Origin of the sequence: Tepidimonas sp., from assembly GCF_029335975.1 — a bacterium.
GTDB lineage: Bacteria > Pseudomonadota > Gammaproteobacteria > Burkholderiales > Burkholderiaceae_C > Tepidimonas.
On the sequence record NZ_JARJMT020000174.1, the window covers coordinates 1 to 15305 of the forward strand.

A 15305-nucleotide genomic window follows, 5' to 3' on the forward strand; every position below is an offset into this window, starting at 1 on the left:
CGCAAACCCGAGCCCATGCCGCTGGAGCCGGTGGCCGCGCTCGTGCCGGCACGGCAGGTGTGGACGCAGGCGCTCGGTCCCGTGAATCCGCTGCTGGTGCCGGCCGTCCACGGCGCGGCGGTGGCGCTGGTCAATGCCGCAGGCACGGTGACCGTGCTGGATGGCGAGAGCGGCCGCGTGCGCTGGCGGGCCGAGACCGGGGCTCCCATGGCGGCCGGGGTGGGATTCGATGGCCGTCGTGCGGCGGTCGTGACCCGCGAAAATGATTTGGTGGTGCTGAGCGAAGGCGGCCAACTCTGGCGCCAGCGGCTGCCCGCGCGCATCTTCACGCCGCCGTTCGTGGCCGGTGAACGGGTGTTCGTGCTGGGGGGCGACCGCAGCGTGCAGGCTTTCGACGCCGCGACGGGCGCGCGCCTGTGGTCGCAAACCAGCCGCGGGACCGAGCCCCTCGTGCTGCTCCAAGCCGGGGTGTTGGGCGCGGTGGGTAACACCCTGGTCGTCGGAATCGGGGGCCGACTGGTCGGACTGGATCCCGATACGGGGCGCGTGCTGTGGGACGTCGCCATCGGCCGATCGCGCGGCGCGAACGAAATCGAGCGACTCGTCGATTTGGTGGGCCGCGTCGGGCGCGACCGCGACGTGCTGTGCGCGCGTGCCTTCCAGTCCGCGATCGGCTGTGTGGATACCCAAAGTGGCCGCGTGCTCTGGACCCAGCCAGCCGACGGCACGACGGGGGTGCAGGCCGATGCCGAGCGCGTCTATGGGGTGGAATCGAATGGTCGGGTCATCGCCCTGCGGCGCGAAGATGGGGCGCGGGTGTGGACCAACGAGCGACTGCTGCACCGGGGCCTGTCGGCGCCGCTGGCCGTGGGACGATCCCTCGCAGTGGGGGATGCGCAGGGGTATGTGCACCTGCTGTCGCGCGCCGATGGGTCTTTCCTGAACCGGCTGCCGACGGATGGCTCGCCCATCGTCGACGGCCCGCTGCTGGTCGGCAATACCCTGCTGGCGGTGACCCGCAACGGTGGCGTATTCGCCTGGCGCCCCGAATGACCGCCTTCAAGCCCGTCGTCGCGCTGGTTGGCCGCCCCAATGTCGGCAAATCCACGCTGTTCAACCGGCTCACCAAGAGCCGGGATGCCATTGTGGCGGATATGCCGGGCCTCACCCGCGATCGCCACTATGGCAACGCCCGGCTGGGGCGGCGCGAGTTCATCGTCATCGACACCGGCGGCTTCGAGCCGGACGCCACCGACGGCATCTATCGCGAGATGGCCAAGCAGACTCGCCAGGCCGTCGCCGAGGCGGATGTGGTGGTCTTCGTCGTGGACGCACGGGCCGGGTTGAGTGCGCAGGACCACGAAATCGCCGACTATCTGCGCCGCTTGGCCAAGCCCTGCTTGCTGGTGGCCAACAAGGCCGAAGGCATGCGTGAGGGGGCGCAATTGGCCGAGTTTTACGAGTTGGGCTTAGGGGAGGTGATCCCGGTTTCGGCTGCCCATGGCCAGGGCGTGCGCTCGATGGTCGAAGCCGCGCTCGATCACCTCATCTGGCCCGATGACACCCCCGAGTCCGACGTGGCTGCCGAGGAGGCGATCCGGCTTGCTGTCGCTGGCCGCCCCAATGTTGGCAAGTCCACCTTGATCAACGCCTGGCTGGGCGAGGAACGGCTGGTCGCGTTCGACCTGCCCGGCACCACGCGGGACGCCATCCGCGTGCCCTTCGAGCGCGAAGGGCGTCGTTTCGAACTGATCGACACCGCCGGCTTGCGCCGCAAGGGCCGAGTGTTCGAAGCGGTGGAAAAGTTTTCCGTCGTCAAGACGCTGCAGGCCATCGAGAGCGCGCACGTCGTATTGCTGCTGCTCGATGCGACGCAGGGTGTCACCGACCAGGACGCCCACATTGCCGGCTACATCCTGGACAGTGGCCGCTCGGTGGTCGTGGCTGTCAACAAATGGGACGCGGTGGATGACTACCAACGCCAGCAATTGCAGCGCGCGCTCGAGGTGCGGCTGGCCTTCTTGAAGTTTGCGCCGCTGCACTTCATTTCCGCGCGCAAGCGCCAGGGTATCCAGGCGCTGTGGAAGTCCATCGCCCAGGCCTATGCCTCGGCCATGGTCAAGATGCCCACGCCCGTGCTGACGCGCCTGCTGCAGGAGGCCGTCGCTTTCCAGGCGCCGCGTAAGAGCGGAATGTTTCGTCCCAAGCTGCGCTACGCGCACCAGGGCGGGCAGAATCCGCCGGTCATCGTCATTCACGGCAACTCACTCGAACACGTGGGCGATGCCTACCGGCGCTACCTGGAAGCGCGTTTTCGCAAGGCGTTCGACCTCGTCGGCACGCCGCTGCGCATCGAATTCAAGATGCAGGAAAATCCTTACCACTGAGCTGCGCTGCGCGCAAGGGCCGCCGCCTGCGCACGCCGCGCCCGTTTGTGGTATGTTCTGCGTCCCCTTCTCTGACGGAACACGGAAAATATCGTGAGCAACAACAAAGGCCAACTCCTCCAGGACCCGTTTCTGAATCTGCTGCGCCGCGAGCATGTGCCGGTGTCGATCTACCTGGTCAACGGCATCAAGCTGCAAGGCCAGATCGAATCCTTCGATCAATACGTGGTTCTGCTGCGCAACACCGTCACCCAGATGGTGTACAAGCACGCCATCTCCACCATCGTGCCGGGCCGACCGGTTCAGTTCACGGCAGGCCAGGCGGCCGAGGCTGCGTCGGCACCGTGACCGCATCCGTCCCGGCATCTCCGGCTGGCGATTCGGCGCCGGGAGTCATTCTCGTCGGCGTCGACATCGGCCAGCCGCATTTCGATGCCACCCTCGAGGAACTGGCTCAATTGGCCCAGTCGGCGGGATACCGGGTGTGTGACAGGGTGGTCTGCCGCCGCCGCGCACCCGATGCGGCGTTGTATGTCGGCAGCGGCAAGGCCGACGAAATCGCGGCGCTCGCTGCCGCGCATGGCGCCACCGAAGTGCTGTTCGACCAGTCCCTGAGTCCGGCGCAGCAGCGCAATCTCGAGCGATACCTCAACATGCCGGTCAACGACCGGGTATTGCTGATTTTGGATATTTTCGCCCAGCGGGCCCGCAGCCACGAGGGCAAGCTGCAGGTGGAACTGGCGCGGCTGCGCTATCTGTCGACGCGGCTGGTGCGGCGCTGGTCGCACCTGGAGCGTCAGACGGGCGGCATCGGCTTGCGCGGGGGCCCCGGAGAGACCCAGATCGAGTTGGACCGGCGCATGATTGCCCAGGCGATCCAGCGCACCCGCGAGCGGCTCGAGCGGGTCAAGCGCCAGCGTCGCACCCAGCGCCGCCAACGCGAGCGCCGTGGCACCTTCACCCTATCGCTGGTTGGCTACACCAACGCCGGCAAGTCCACGCTGTTCAACGCGCTGGTCAAGGCCCGGGCCTATGCGGCCGACCAGTTGTTCGCAACGCTCGACACCACCACGCGCCAGATGTACCTGGGCGAAGCCGGCTGCAATGTCTCCCTGTCAGACACGGTTGGCTTCATCCGCGACCTGCCGCACACGTTGGTCGAGGCGTTTGCCGCCACCTTGCAGGAGGCGCGCGACGCCGACGTGCTACTGCATGTGGTCGATGCAGCCAATCCGCAGCATCCGGAGCAGATCGAAGACGTGCAGCGGGTGCTGCACGAGATCGGCGCGTCCGATGTCTCGCAGGTGCTGGTGTTCAACAAAATCGACGCCCTGCCACCCGAGCGACGCCCGCGCCTGCATCGAGACCTCACGGAACTCGAAGGACGCCAGGTGACTCGTGTCTTTGTGAGTGCGCAGACGGGCGAGGGGCTCGACGTGCTGCGGGCGGTGCTGGCCGACGCTGTGCGCGAGCATCTCGCGATTCCCGATGGCGATGCGGGTGGGCCGCAATTCGGCACAATTCGCATGCCATCCAACGATCCACGTTTTCATCCATGAGCGACTATCCCTTGGGCGCACGACCTTCTGGACGCAGGCCTGACCGCCTGGGCTTGGGGTCTCGGGCAGACTGGGCGCGCCGCCTGCGTGCGGTGTTCAACCTCAACGATCCGCGCTGGGGGCGTGGGGACGATGACGAGCCCCGCGACGGTGCGGGGCAGCGCCGCCCGTCGGGCGGGCAAACGCCGCCGGACTTGGACGAGCTGTGGCGCGATTTCAACCGCAAACTGGGCAGCCTGTTTGGCGGGCGCGGCGCAGGTCGCCCGCCCGGTGGGCCCGACTGGGGCCGAGGAGAGGGAGATGCACCGATGCGCCCCGATCCCAAAGGGGCGGGCATTGGCGCCGGGCTGATCGCCGGGGTGGCTGTGCTGATCTGGCTGGGCACGGGTTTTTTCATCGTGCAAGAAGGCCAACAGGCGGTCATCACACAGTTTGGCCGCTACCACAGCACGGTGGGCGCGGGCTTCAACTGGCGGCTGCCGTATCCCATCCAGCGCCACGAATCGGTGTTCGTCACCCAGATCCGCTCGGTGGACATCGGACGCGATGCGATCGTGCGCGCCACGGGCCTGCGTGAATCGGCGATGCTGACCGAAGACGAAAACATCGTCGAGATCAAATTTGCCGTGCAGTACCGCCTGAGCGACGCGCGCGCTTACCTGTTCAGCAGCCGCGATCCCGATGCGGCGGTGGTCAAGGCGGCCGAGACTGCGGTGCGCGAAGTAGTCGGCAAGATGAAAATGGATGCCGCCTTGGCCGAGGAGCGCGAGCAGATTGCCCCCCGTGTGCGAACTTTGATGCAAAACATTCTGGACCGCTACAACGTCGGCATCGAGATCGTTGGCATCAATTTGCAGGCCGGCGGGGTGCGTCCACCCGAGCAAGTGCAAGCGGCCTTTGACGATGTGCTCAAAGCTGGGCAAGAGCGCGAGCGCGCCAAGAACGAGGCCGAGGCCTACGCCAACGACGTCGTGCCGCGCGCCCGGGGCGCTGCCTCACGTCTGATCGAGGAAGCCGAAGGCTACAAGGCCCGCATCGTGGCGCAGGCCCAGGGTGATGCGCAGCGCTTCTCATTGGTGCAGGCCGAGTATGCGAAGGCGCCGCAGGTCACGCGTGAGCGCCTCTATCTGGAGGCTATGCAGCAGATCTACAGCAGCGTCACGAAGATCATGGTGGATACCCGTCAGCAGTCCAGCCTGCTGTATCTGCCGCTCGACAAGATCATGCAGCAGGTCAGCGCCGCGCCGGGGCAGCCGGGCGGGGCGTTGTCATCACCTGTGCCGCTCGCCGCGCCGAGCGCGCCGCCCGCCGCCGATGCGCGCGGACGCGATGATCTGCGCAGCCGCGACCGCGATGGGCGCTGAACGGAGCCGACGCCATGATGCACCGAATCGGATTCATTGTCTCTTCCTTGTTGGTTTTGCTGGCCATCGTCAGCTCCACCCTGTTCGTCGTCGATCAGCGCCAGTTCGGCGTGGTGTTTCAGTTTGGCCAGATTCGCAAAGTGGTCACCGAGCCAGGGCTGAACTTCAAGCTGCCAGCGCCGTTCCAGAATGTGTCGTACATCGATAAACGGCTGCTGACGCTGGAGAGCACGGACACCGAACCGACCTTGACCGCTGAGAAGCAGCGCGTGGTCATCGACTGGTATGTGCGCTGGCGCATCTCCGACCCGTCGGCTTACATCCGCAACGTCGGGCTGGACGAGCGCGCGGGTGCCGTCCAGCTCAACCGCGTGGTGCGCAACGCCTTTCAGCAAGAGGTCAACAAGCGCACCCTGCGCGAACTGCTTTCCGCCAAGCGCGAGGAACTGATGGCCGCTGTGCAGCGCGAAGTGCTGGCGGCCGTGCGCGGTGCCGAAAAACCCTGGGGCATGGATGTGGTTGATGTGCGCATCTCGCGCATCGACTATGCCGAGTCGATCACCCGTTCGGTCTACGACCGCATGGAGGCCGAGCGCAAGCGCGTGGCCAATGAGCTGCGCTCCACCGGCTTTGCCGAGGGCGAGAAGATCCGCGCCGAAGCCGACCGCCAGCGCGAAGTGATCCTGGCCGAGGCCTTCCGGCAGGCGCAAAAGATCAAGGGGGAGGGCGACGCCGAAGCGGCCCGCATCTACAGCCAGGCGTTTGGCAAGGACCCAGCGTTCGCCCAGCTCTACCGCAGCCTGGAGGCTTACAAAGCCAGCTTTGCCGGCAAAGGCGATGTACTGGTGGTCGATCCCTCGTCCGAATTTTTCAAGGCCTTCAAGGGCTCGGCGCCGACGGCGGGCACGCGCTGACGGGCGCAGCCCTCGCGCAGTCCAGGCTGGGGCCGGGGTAGAATCCGGCCTTTGCCTGCTGTCAAATCACCCATGTCTGCCTGGCTGCTGCCGGATCACATTGCCGATGTGTTGCCCTCCGAGGCACGCCACATCGAGGATTTGCGCCGCTTACTGCTCGAAGCCGCTCGCCGTTACGGCTACGAGCTGGTGATCCCGCCCTTGCTCGAACACCTGGAGTCGCTGCTGACAGGCACCGGCGAGGCCTTGGATCTGCAGACCTTCAAGCTGGTCGATCAACTCTCGGGCCGCATGCTGGGGCTGCGCGCGGATACCACGCCGCAGGTCGCCCGTATCGATGCCCACTTGCTCAACCGGCAGGGCATCACGCGCTTGTGTTACTGCGGCCCCGTGCTGCACACCCGGGCAGCGGGCGCGAACGGATCGCGCGAGCCGCTGCAGTTTGGCGCCGAAATTTACGGCCATGCTGGCCTGGAGGCCGATCTGGAAGTCCTCGACCTGGCGCTGGACAGCCTGCGCGCGGCGGGGCTGTCACGGCTGGGGGTGGACTTGGGCGATGTGCGCATCGTCGATGCCGTGCTGGATGGCTGTGCATGGCCAGCGGCGCGCATCGCTCAACTGCATGCCGCGCTGGCGGCCAAGGATGCGGCCGCCCTGGCTGCCCTGGCGGCGGATTTGCCGCCTGCGGTGCGCAACGGACTGCTGGCTTTGCCCGAGCTGTATGGCGATGCGGGTGTTCTGTCCGAGGCCCGACAGCGCCTGCCTGGTGGAGAGCGCCTGCAACGGGCCTTGGACGATCTGGCCTGGCTGGCCGAGCGTCTGCATGAGCGCGACCCCCAGGTCTGCGTCACGTTCGACCTGGCCGATCTGCGCGGCTACGCCTACTACACGGGGGTGCGGTTTGCGCTGTTTGGCGCTGGCGGGGCTGAGCGGCAGGAAATCGCGCGCGGCGGTCGTTACGACGAGGTGGGGGCCATTTTTGGACGTCGCCGTCCCGCAGCCGGTTTTAGTCTAGACCTCAAGCAGCTTGTCCGACTCGCGCCGCCACCTGCGCTGCGGCCGGCCATCCGCGCGCCATGGCGCGACGATGCATCCTTGCGCGCCGCCATTGTCCGACTGCGCGCGGCTGGCGAAACCGTGGTGTGCGTGCTGCCCGGGCATGAGCACGAAGTCGACGAATTTGCCTGCGATCGCGCATTGGTCGAGCACGACGGCGCGTGGGTGGTGCAACCCCTGGCGACGCCGACGCACTGATACCGCGCCCCAATGCGGCGTTTACTCCAACCGCTGTCCCAGCGATACCGATCGAAGCGATTTTCTCCATGTACGATAAGGTGTTCCAGCCCCAGCCGGGGCGCAACGTGGTGGTGGTCGGCACCCAGTGGGGTGACGAAGGCAAGGGCAAGCTGGTCGACTGGCTGACCGAGACCGCGCACGGCGTGGTGCGCTTCCAGGGTGGTCACAACGCGGGCCACACACTGGTCATTGGCGGCGTCAAGACGGCGCTGCACCTGATCCCCAGCGGCATCATGCGCGCTGGCGTGAAGTGCTACATCGGCAACGGCGTGGTGCTGTCGCCGGCCAAGCTGCTGGAGGAGATCGAGGGCCTGGAGCGCGCCGGCGTGGAGGTGCGCAGCCGTCTGCGTATCAGCGAGGCCTGCCCGCTGATCCTGCCGTTTCACGCCGCGCTGGACGTGGCGCGCGAGTCCGCCAAGGAAAAGGCCGGCGCAGCCAAGATCGGCACCACCGGCCGCGGCATCGGCCCGGCCTACGAGGACAAGGTGGCGCGCCGCGCGCTGCGCGTGCAGGACCTGCAATACCCGGAGCGCTTCGCCGCCAAGCTGCGCGAGCTGCTGGATCTGCACAACCACGTGCTGGTGACGCTGCTCGGCTCCGAGACGCTGGCGTGGAGCCCGGCGCTGGCGCCCTACATCGAGCGCGGGCGCGTGCGCTTCGAGCCGGTGTACGAAGAGGCGATGCGCCAGGCCGAGCTGCTGCGGCCGATGGTGGCCGACGTCTCGCGCGAGCTCAACGATGCGCACCGCGCTGGCGCCAACCTGCTGTTCGAGGGTGCCCAGGGCACATTGCTGGACATCGACCACGGCACCTACCCATTCGTGACCTCCAGCAACTGCGTGGCCGGCAACGCCGCCGCCGGCTCCGGGGTCGGCCCGGGGCTGCTGCACTACGTGCTCGGCATCACCAAGGCCTACTGCACGCGCGTCGGTGGCGGGCCGTTCCCGACCGAGCTCGACTGGCAGACCGAGGGCACCCCGGGCTGGCACATGGCCACCGTCGGTGCCGAGAAGGGCACCACCACCGGTCGCGCGCGCCGCTGCGGATGGTTCGACGCCGCGCTGCTGAAACGCTCGGCGCAGGTCAATGGGCTGTCGGGCCTGTGCATCACCAAGCTCGACGTGCTCGATGGCCTGCCGGAGCTCAAGCTTTGCGTCGGCTACCACCTGGACGGGCGCGAAATCGACCTGCTGCCGCTCGGGGCCGACGAGATTGCCCGCTGCGAGCCGATCTACGAGACGCTGCCGGGCTGGAGCGAGCCCACCGCCGGCATCACGCGCTACGAGGACCTGCCGGCCAATGCGCGCCGCTACCTGGAGCGCATCGAGGCCACCACAGGGGTGCCGATCCACATCATCTCGACAAGCCCGGACCGCGACCATACCATTCTGGTGCGGCATCCCTTCGCCGCTTGAGGCCCGCGCAGCGCCACGCGAAAGACCCCCGATATGCTCACCGAAGACGGCAAGCATCTGTACGTCTCGTACGACGAATACCACAACCTGATCGAAAAGCTGGCGATCAAGATCCACCAGTCCGGCTGGGTCTTCGACACCATCCTGTGCCTGGCGCGCGGGGGCATGCGCCCGGGCGACATTCTCAGCCGCATTTTCGACAAACCGTTGGCCATCATGTCCACGAGCTCCTACCGCGCCGAGGGCGGCACGGTGCGCGGGCAGTTGGACATCGCGCGCTACATCACCACGCCCAAGGGCGAGATCGCGGGCCGCGTCCTGCTGGTGGATGACCTGGCGGATTCCGGCCATACGCTCAAGGCCGTGATCGATATGCTGCGCTCCAACTACGCGCCGATTACCGAGCTGCGCAGTGCGGTCATCTGGACCAAGGGGGTATCTATTTTCAAGCCCGACTATTCGGTGGAGTTTCTGCCCACCAACCCGTGGATTCACCAGCCCTTCGAGTGCTACGACAACCTGCGGCCTGAGCAGCTGCTGGCCAAGTGGAAGGTCTGACCGCCATGGGGGCCGCACCCGCCGGCGCCGCCACGCGCCTGATTCACCATCCTTACCGCGCACCGGATGGCTTCGATGCCGTGCCAGTGCCGGTGCACAAGGCCTCGACGGTTTTCTTTCCCAACGTCGCGGCGATGCGCGAGCGCCAGTGGCAGGACAAGTCCGGCTACACCTACGGTCTGCACGGCACGCCGACCACCTTCACTTTAGAAGAACGCCTGGCTACGTTGGAGGGAGGGCGCCACTGCGTGCTGGCTCCCAGCGGTCTGGCGGCGATCGCGCTGGTTGATCTGGCGTTCTTGCGTGCCGGCGACGAGGTATTGATCCCCGACAATGCCTATGGCCCGAACAAGGCGCTGGCCACCCACGAACTGGCGGCCTGGGGCATTCGCCACCGCATCTACGATCCCATGGATCCCGCGGATTTGGCCGCGGCCATCACGCCCCAGACGCGCCTGGTGTGGCTGGAGGCGGCCGGCTCGGTGACGCTGGAGTTTCCGGACGTGCCGGCGCTGGTCGGCGCCGTCCGTGCTGCCAATGCGGAGCGCGCACGGCCTATCCTCACCGCACTGGACGACACATGGGGCGCCGGGGTGGCCTTCAATCCGTTCGATCTCGGGGTGGACATGGCCATGCAGGCCTTGACCAAATACCCCAGCGGTGGTGCCGACGTGTTGATGGGCTCGGTCGTCACGCGGGACGAGGCCCTGCACCACGCGCTACTGATGACGCATATGCGCCTGGGCCTGGGCGTCGGTGCCAACGATGTCGAGGCCGTGCTGCGCGGCCTGCCCAGCTTGTCTTTGCGCTACCACGCGCAAGATGCGGTGACGCGCGAGCTGGCCGCATGGATGCAGCATCAGCCGCATGTGGCCCAGGTGTTTCACCCAGCGCTGGCGGATTCTCCCGGCCATGCTGCCTGGCGTCGCGATGCCCGTGCGGCAGCTTGCTTGTTTAGCGTTGTGTTCGACCCGGCGATTCCCGCGCAACGGGTGGATGCGTTCTGCGATGCCTTGCGGGTGTTTCGCCTGGGATACAGCTGGGCCGGTCCGGTCAGCTTGTGCGTGCCCTACGATATCCCGACCCTGCGCGCGCGCCCTTGGCCTCACGCCCCCCGGCTGGTGCGCTTGGCCGTGGGTCTGGAGGAGGTGGAGGACCTGCGCGCGGACCTTGCCCAAGCGCTGGATGTACTGGGGCGCTAGGCGCGCGGCAGCAGCCGCTGCAAATGGGGCCACACATTGTCCCGCAAGATCGGCTGCGCCCGCTCGTTGGGATGGATGCGGTCGTCCTGGAACAGGGCAGCGGCTTGCGGGCCGTCCGCGACGCCGGCCAGGAAAAACGGCACCAGGCCCACTTTTTCTTCCCGAGCCAGGTCCGTGTAGACGGCGCGGAACTGGGCGCGATAGCGCTCGCCATAGTTGGGCGGCATGTCCATGCCCAGCAGCAGCACGCGCGCGCCAGCCTCGCGACTGGCGCGGATCATGGCGCGCAGGTTGTCGCGCGTCGTCTGCAACGGCAGGCCGCGCAAGGCATCGTTGCCGCCCAGCTCCAGCACGACGATAGCGGGGCGATGGCGCTCGAGCAGGGCCGCCAGTCGCGAGCGGCCCCCAGCCGTCGTATCGCCACTGACGCTGGCGTTGATCACCCGCACCGCGCGCCGTTCTTCCTGCAGCCGCCGCTCCAACAGCGCCACCCATCCAGTGCCACGCGCCAATCCGTATTCGGCGCTCAAGGAATCTCCAACCACCAAAATCACCACCCCGGAACCCGGCTCGGCAGCGCCCGCTCTGAAAGGCAGGCACGCGAGTGCGGTTGCGGTCAGCACGGTGGCGTTACAGTCTCTGCGGTTCAAGTCAAAGGCCTTTCATGTCCACACCCATCATTGCCGTACAGCGTCTGTGCAAATCGGTGACCGACGCCACAGGCACGCTCGGCATCCTGCATGACATCGAGTTTTCCGTTGCGCCAGGCGAGACCTTGGCGATCGTCGGCGCATCCGGCTCGGGCAAAAGTACGCTGCTGTCGTTGATCGCCGGTTTGGATACCCCGACTGCCGGTACGGTTCACTTAGACGGTGTCGACATTTTCGCGCTGGACGAAGATGCGCGCGCCGCGTTGCGGGCGCGCAAAGTGGGCTTCGTGTTCCAGAGCTTTCAGTTGCTGGGCAACCTCACCGCGCTGGAAAACGTCATGCTGCCGCTGGAACTGGCCGGCCGGCGCGACGCCCGCGCGGCTGCGCGGCGCATGCTCGAGCGCGTGGGGCTGCAGGAGCGGCTCGGGCACTACCCCCGGGTGCTGTCCGGTGGCGAGCAGCAGCGCGTCGCCCTGGCGCGCGCCTTCGTGGTCGAACCGGCGGTGTTGCTGGCCGATGAGCCGACCGGCAGCCTCGACCATGCCACCGGCGAGCGCGTCATGCAGTTGATGTTCGATTTGAACCGCGAACACGGCACCACCCTGGTGCTGGTCACGCACGATCCGGCGATCGCCGCGCGCTGTGAGCGCCGTATCCTCATCGAAGCGGGCCGTGCCCGCCCCGCATAATCGCGCCCCATGTCGTCCGAAATCAAAATCTTGTTCGGTTTTCATGCCGTCGGCGTGCGCCTGAAAACCGCTCCCTCCACGGTGTTGGAGGTCTACGCCGACCCCACCCGCCGCGACGCCCGCATGCGCCAGTTCCTGCTGCGTGCGCAGCAGGCAGGGGTGCGCATCATCGAGGCCGACGGCCCTCGGCTGGCCAAGTTGGCCGGCGGCGCCCATCACCAGGGCGTGGTGGCCCGGGTGCAGCCTGTCGCGCAGGCCCGCACCGTGGACGATTTATTGGACCAATTGGACGCCCGCAGCGAAGCCGAGCGCCGGGCCGATCCTGCGCTGCTGCTGGTCCTCGATGGCGTCACCGATCCGCACAACCTGGGGGCCTGCCTGCGCGCAGCGGATGGGGCCGGGGCACATGCCGTCATCGCGCCCAAGGACCAGTCCTGCGGCCTCAACGCCACGGTGGCCAAGGTGGCCAGCGGGGCGGCCGAGACGGTCCCGTACTTCATGGTCACCAATCTGGCCCGCACGCTCGAGGCACTCAAACAGCGTGGGCTGTGGATCATTGGTACCAGCGACGACGCCCCACGCAGCCTCTACCAACACGACTGGCGCGGCCCCGTGGCCGTGGTTCTGGGGTCAGAGGGCAAGGGCATACGTCCCCTGGTGCGCCGCACATGCGACGAGCTGGTGTCCATCCCCATGCGCGGGGCGGTCGAGAGCTTGAATGTCTCGGTCGCCAGCGCGGTTTGCTTATATGAAGCGGTCCGTCAGCGGCAAGCGGCGGTGACGCCCGCACCCGCGTGACGCCGTCCTTGAACCGTCGTGCGCCCCTGGTGCGGCGGGTATCGAACCCGTCCCAGGCACAGACCCGATATCAGCGCCGACGCCGGGAAATCCCCGCCCAGCTAGGCCCCCCGGCCGCTCTACAATGCCCCACGGGGTGTCCGTGCCTTCGCACGGCAGTGTTGCAGCCATCGTCTCAGGAGTCCGTTTCGTGCAGTCAACGAAGGCCAAGGCCGACGTATCTGAAGCCACACAGCCGCCCGAATCGGCCGGCCCTGCGGTCCGTGTCATCAAAAAATACCCCAACCGCCGCCTGTATGACACCGATTCGTCGTCCTACATCACGCTCAGCGACGTCAAGGCGCTGGTCATGCGTGCCAAGCCGTTCGTCGTGCGCGACGCCAAGACTGGGGAGGATCTCACCCGCTCCATCTTGCTGCAAATCATTCTGGAGGAGGAGACCGCGGGCGTGCCGCTTTTCTCGGAAAAGATGCTGGCCAACCTCATCCGCTTCTACGGCCACGCCATGCAGGACTTCATGGGCTCGTACCTGGAGCGCAATCTGCAGATCTTCATGGAGCTGCAGCAAAAGATGGCCGAGCAGGCCAAAGAGCTGGCCCCGGAGATGTGGCAGCAATTCATCGCTGCGCAAACGCCGCTGATGATGGGCAATTTCTTTGCTCAGTCACAAAAGGCGCTGGCACAGATGCAAGAGCAGATGCTTGCCGCTTTTGGGGTCAAGCGCCCCCACTGAGCGCACTGACCCCCACGGGAGCGTTGTCTGCGGCCGGGCGCGCGCCGGCGCGGCCTGAGACAATACAGGGATGTCCATCTCAACCCCTGATCGCCCCAGCGGCCAAGCGCCTACCATTGGCTTTGTCAGCCTGGGCTGCCCCAAGGCCCTGACAGATTCCGAACTCATCCTCACCCGCCTGAGCGCCGAGGGCTATCGGACCAGCCGCGACTATGAAGGCGCAGACTTGGTCATCGTCAACACCTGCGGCTTCATCGATGACGCCGTCAAGGAAAGCCTGGACGCCATCGGCGAGGCATTGGCGGCCAATGGCAAAGTCATCGTCACCGGCTGTCTGGGTGCGCGCTCCGATGCGCGCGGGGACAATCTGGTCAAGGCGCTGCACCCTTCGGTACTGGCTGTCACCGGCCCGCACGCCACAGACGAGGTGCTCGACGCCGTCCACGCCTACGCACCCAAGCCGCACGACCCCTTCGTGGACCTGGTCCCCCCGCCGAGCAATGCCATCGAAGGCGTCGGCGTCAAGCTCACCCCGCGCCACTATGCCTACCTGAAGATCAGTGAGGGTTGCAACCACCGTTGCACCTTCTGCATCATCCCGTCGATGCGCGGCGACCTGGTCAGCCGCCCGATCGGCGACGTGCTCACCGAAGCGCGGCGGCTGTTCGAGGGCGGGGTCAAAGAGCTGCTCGTCGTCAGTCAAGATACCAGCGCCTACGGCGTCGATGTGCAGTACCGCACCGGGTTTTGGGACGGGCGCCCCGTGCGCACGCGGATGCTCGACCTGGTGCGCGAGCTGGGCACACTGGCGCGCGCCCACGGGGCCTGGGTACGGCTGCACTACGTATATCCATATCCCCATGTGGACGATATCGTGCCGCTGATGGCAGATGGTCTGGTGTTGCCTTACCTGGATGTTCCATTCCAGCACAGCCATCCGGATGTGCTGCGGCGCATGAGGCGCCCCGCCAGCGGTGAGCGCAACCTCGAGCGCATCCGCCGCTGGCGCGAGATCTGCCCCGAACTGGTCGTGCGCAGCACCTTCATCGCCGGGTTCCCCGGCGAGACGGAAGAGGAATTCGCGCACCTGCTCGACTTCGTACGCCAGGCGCAGATCGACCGCGCGGGCTGCTTTGCCTACTCGCCGGTGGAGGGTGCGGCGGCCAATGCACTGCCCGGCGCGCTGCCAGATGCGCTGCGCGAGGAGCGCCGAGCGCGTTTCATGGCGGTGGCCGAAGCCCTGGCCGTGGAGCGTCTGCAGCGCCGTGTCGGCGCCACCATGCAGGTGCTGGTGGACCAGTCGCAGGGTCTGGGCAAGAAGGGCGGGATGGGACGCACTTACGCCGATGCGCCAGAGATCGATGGCACCGTGCGCTTGCTGCCACCCGAAAAAGCCAGCAAGACATACCGCACGGGGGATTTCATCCGGGCCCGCATCGTGGCTGCAGAAGGCCACGATTTGATCGGATTGCCGGTTTGAAGCGCGTTTTGGTGCCCAGGAGAGGACTCGAACCTCCACGCCTCTCGGCGCTAGTACCTGAAACTAGAGCGTCTACCAATTCCGCCACCTGGGCGCTTCAGGAATAAAAAGTAGTAAACCAGTATCCTGGTTGTGAAATCCGCAGTAAGGAGCACTCTGCAGTCAATCGAGTTAGCGCCACAATATACCCGCCGGGGCACATCCCAGGCGGGTTTGGCGGCTGCGCGGGCCGGGGCGCGGTAGGAGCGGGTGTCGGGGTG

Annotated in this window: 15 protein-coding genes and 1 tRNA gene; 14 read left to right on the forward strand and 2 right to left on the reverse strand. The window is 66.6% G+C overall.

The window, feature by feature from the left end; all coding sequences use genetic code 11:
* The 10 genes from bamB to P3W97_RS09775 all read left to right on the forward strand — a co-directional run.
* Positions 1-1053, forward strand: a 1053-nt coding sequence (gene bamB / locus P3W97_RS09730) for an outer membrane protein assembly factor BamB (protein WP_300846226.1), incomplete at its 5' end; no start/stop codon positions are given.
* Positions 1050-2387 carry a ribosome biogenesis GTPase Der gene (der, locus tag P3W97_RS09735; protein WP_300846228.1) on the forward strand — a complete coding sequence of 446 codons (1338 nt, stop codon included), beginning with the start codon at positions 1050-1052 and terminating at the stop codon, positions 2385-2387. The genes bamB and der, both read left to right, overlap by 4 nt.
* 93 nt (positions 2388-2480) lie before the next feature.
* A complete protein-coding gene (hfq, locus tag P3W97_RS09740) occupies positions 2481-2735 on the forward strand; it encodes an RNA chaperone Hfq (protein WP_300846229.1) in 255 nt (84 codons plus the stop codon).
* On the forward strand, positions 2732-3946 hold the full coding sequence (gene hflX, locus P3W97_RS09745) for a GTPase HflX (protein ID WP_300846231.1): 1215 nt from the start codon (positions 2732-2734) through the stop codon (positions 3944-3946). The genes hfq and hflX overlap by 4 nt, the downstream gene beginning before the upstream one ends.
* A complete protein-coding gene (gene hflK, locus P3W97_RS09750) occupies positions 3943-5310 on the forward strand; it encodes an FtsH protease activity modulator HflK (RefSeq protein ID WP_300846233.1) in 1368 nt (455 codons plus the stop codon). Before hflX ends, hflK begins: the two co-directional genes overlap by 4 nt.
* Positions 5311-5327: 17 nt before the next feature.
* Positions 5328-6224: a protease modulator HflC gene (gene hflC / locus P3W97_RS09755; protein ID WP_300846248.1), complete on the forward strand. Its 897-nt coding sequence runs from the start codon at positions 5328-5330 to the stop codon at positions 6222-6224.
* 72 nt (positions 6225-6296) lie between these two features.
* Complete coding sequence (locus P3W97_RS09760) at positions 6297-7478, forward strand: ATP phosphoribosyltransferase regulatory subunit (protein WP_300846235.1); 1182 nt, start codon at positions 6297-6299, stop codon at positions 7476-7478.
* Between the two features lie 68 nt (positions 7479-7546).
* Positions 7547-8935 carry an adenylosuccinate synthase gene (locus P3W97_RS09765; RefSeq protein ID WP_300846237.1) on the forward strand — a complete coding sequence of 463 codons (1389 nt, stop codon included), beginning with the start codon at positions 7547-7549 and terminating at the stop codon, positions 8933-8935.
* Positions 8936-8968: 33 nt separating this feature from the next.
* Positions 8969-9493, forward strand: coding sequence for a phosphoribosyltransferase (locus P3W97_RS09770; RefSeq protein ID WP_300846239.1), 525 nt, complete (start codon positions 8969-8971; stop codon positions 9491-9493).
* 5 nt (positions 9494-9498) lie between these two features.
* Positions 9499-10695, forward strand: coding sequence for a PLP-dependent transferase (locus P3W97_RS09775; RefSeq protein ID WP_300846241.1), 1197 nt, complete (start codon positions 9499-9501; stop codon positions 10693-10695).
* Here P3W97_RS09775 and P3W97_RS09780 read toward each other — a convergent pair.
* Complete coding sequence (locus P3W97_RS09780; RefSeq protein ID WP_300846249.1) at positions 10692-11291, reverse strand: arylesterase; 600 nt, start codon at positions 11289-11291, stop codon at positions 10692-10694. The genes P3W97_RS09775 and P3W97_RS09780 overlap by 4 nt on opposite strands.
* Before the next feature lie 68 nt (positions 11292-11359).
* On the opposite strand from P3W97_RS09780, the gene P3W97_RS09785 reads away from it, so the two are divergent.
* From P3W97_RS09785 to rimO, 4 genes are all read left to right on the forward strand, one after another.
* Complete coding sequence (locus tag P3W97_RS09785) at positions 11360-12034, forward strand: ABC transporter ATP-binding protein (RefSeq protein WP_300846243.1); 675 nt, start codon at positions 11360-11362, stop codon at positions 12032-12034.
* A gap of 9 nt (positions 12035-12043) precedes the next feature.
* Positions 12044-12832, forward strand: coding sequence for a 23S rRNA (guanosine(2251)-2'-O)-methyltransferase RlmB (rlmB, locus tag P3W97_RS09790; protein ID WP_300846245.1), 789 nt, complete (start codon positions 12044-12046; stop codon positions 12830-12832).
* A 268-nt stretch (positions 12833-13100) separates the two neighbouring features.
* Positions 13101-13565 carry a polyhydroxyalkanoate synthesis repressor PhaR gene (gene phaR, locus P3W97_RS09795; RefSeq protein WP_300846251.1) on the forward strand — a complete coding sequence of 155 codons (465 nt, stop codon included), beginning with the start codon at positions 13101-13103 and terminating at the stop codon, positions 13563-13565.
* A gap of 70 nt (positions 13566-13635) precedes the next feature.
* On the forward strand, positions 13636-15045 hold the full coding sequence (gene rimO / locus P3W97_RS09800) for a 30S ribosomal protein S12 methylthiotransferase RimO (RefSeq protein ID WP_300846247.1): 1410 nt from the start codon (positions 13636-13638) through the stop codon (positions 15043-15045).
* A gap of 9 nt (positions 15046-15054) precedes the next feature.
* Here rimO and P3W97_RS09805 read toward each other — a convergent pair.
* Positions 15055-15139: transfer RNA gene (locus P3W97_RS09805), tRNA-Leu, on the reverse strand.
* Positions 15140-15305: the final 166 nt, after the last annotated feature.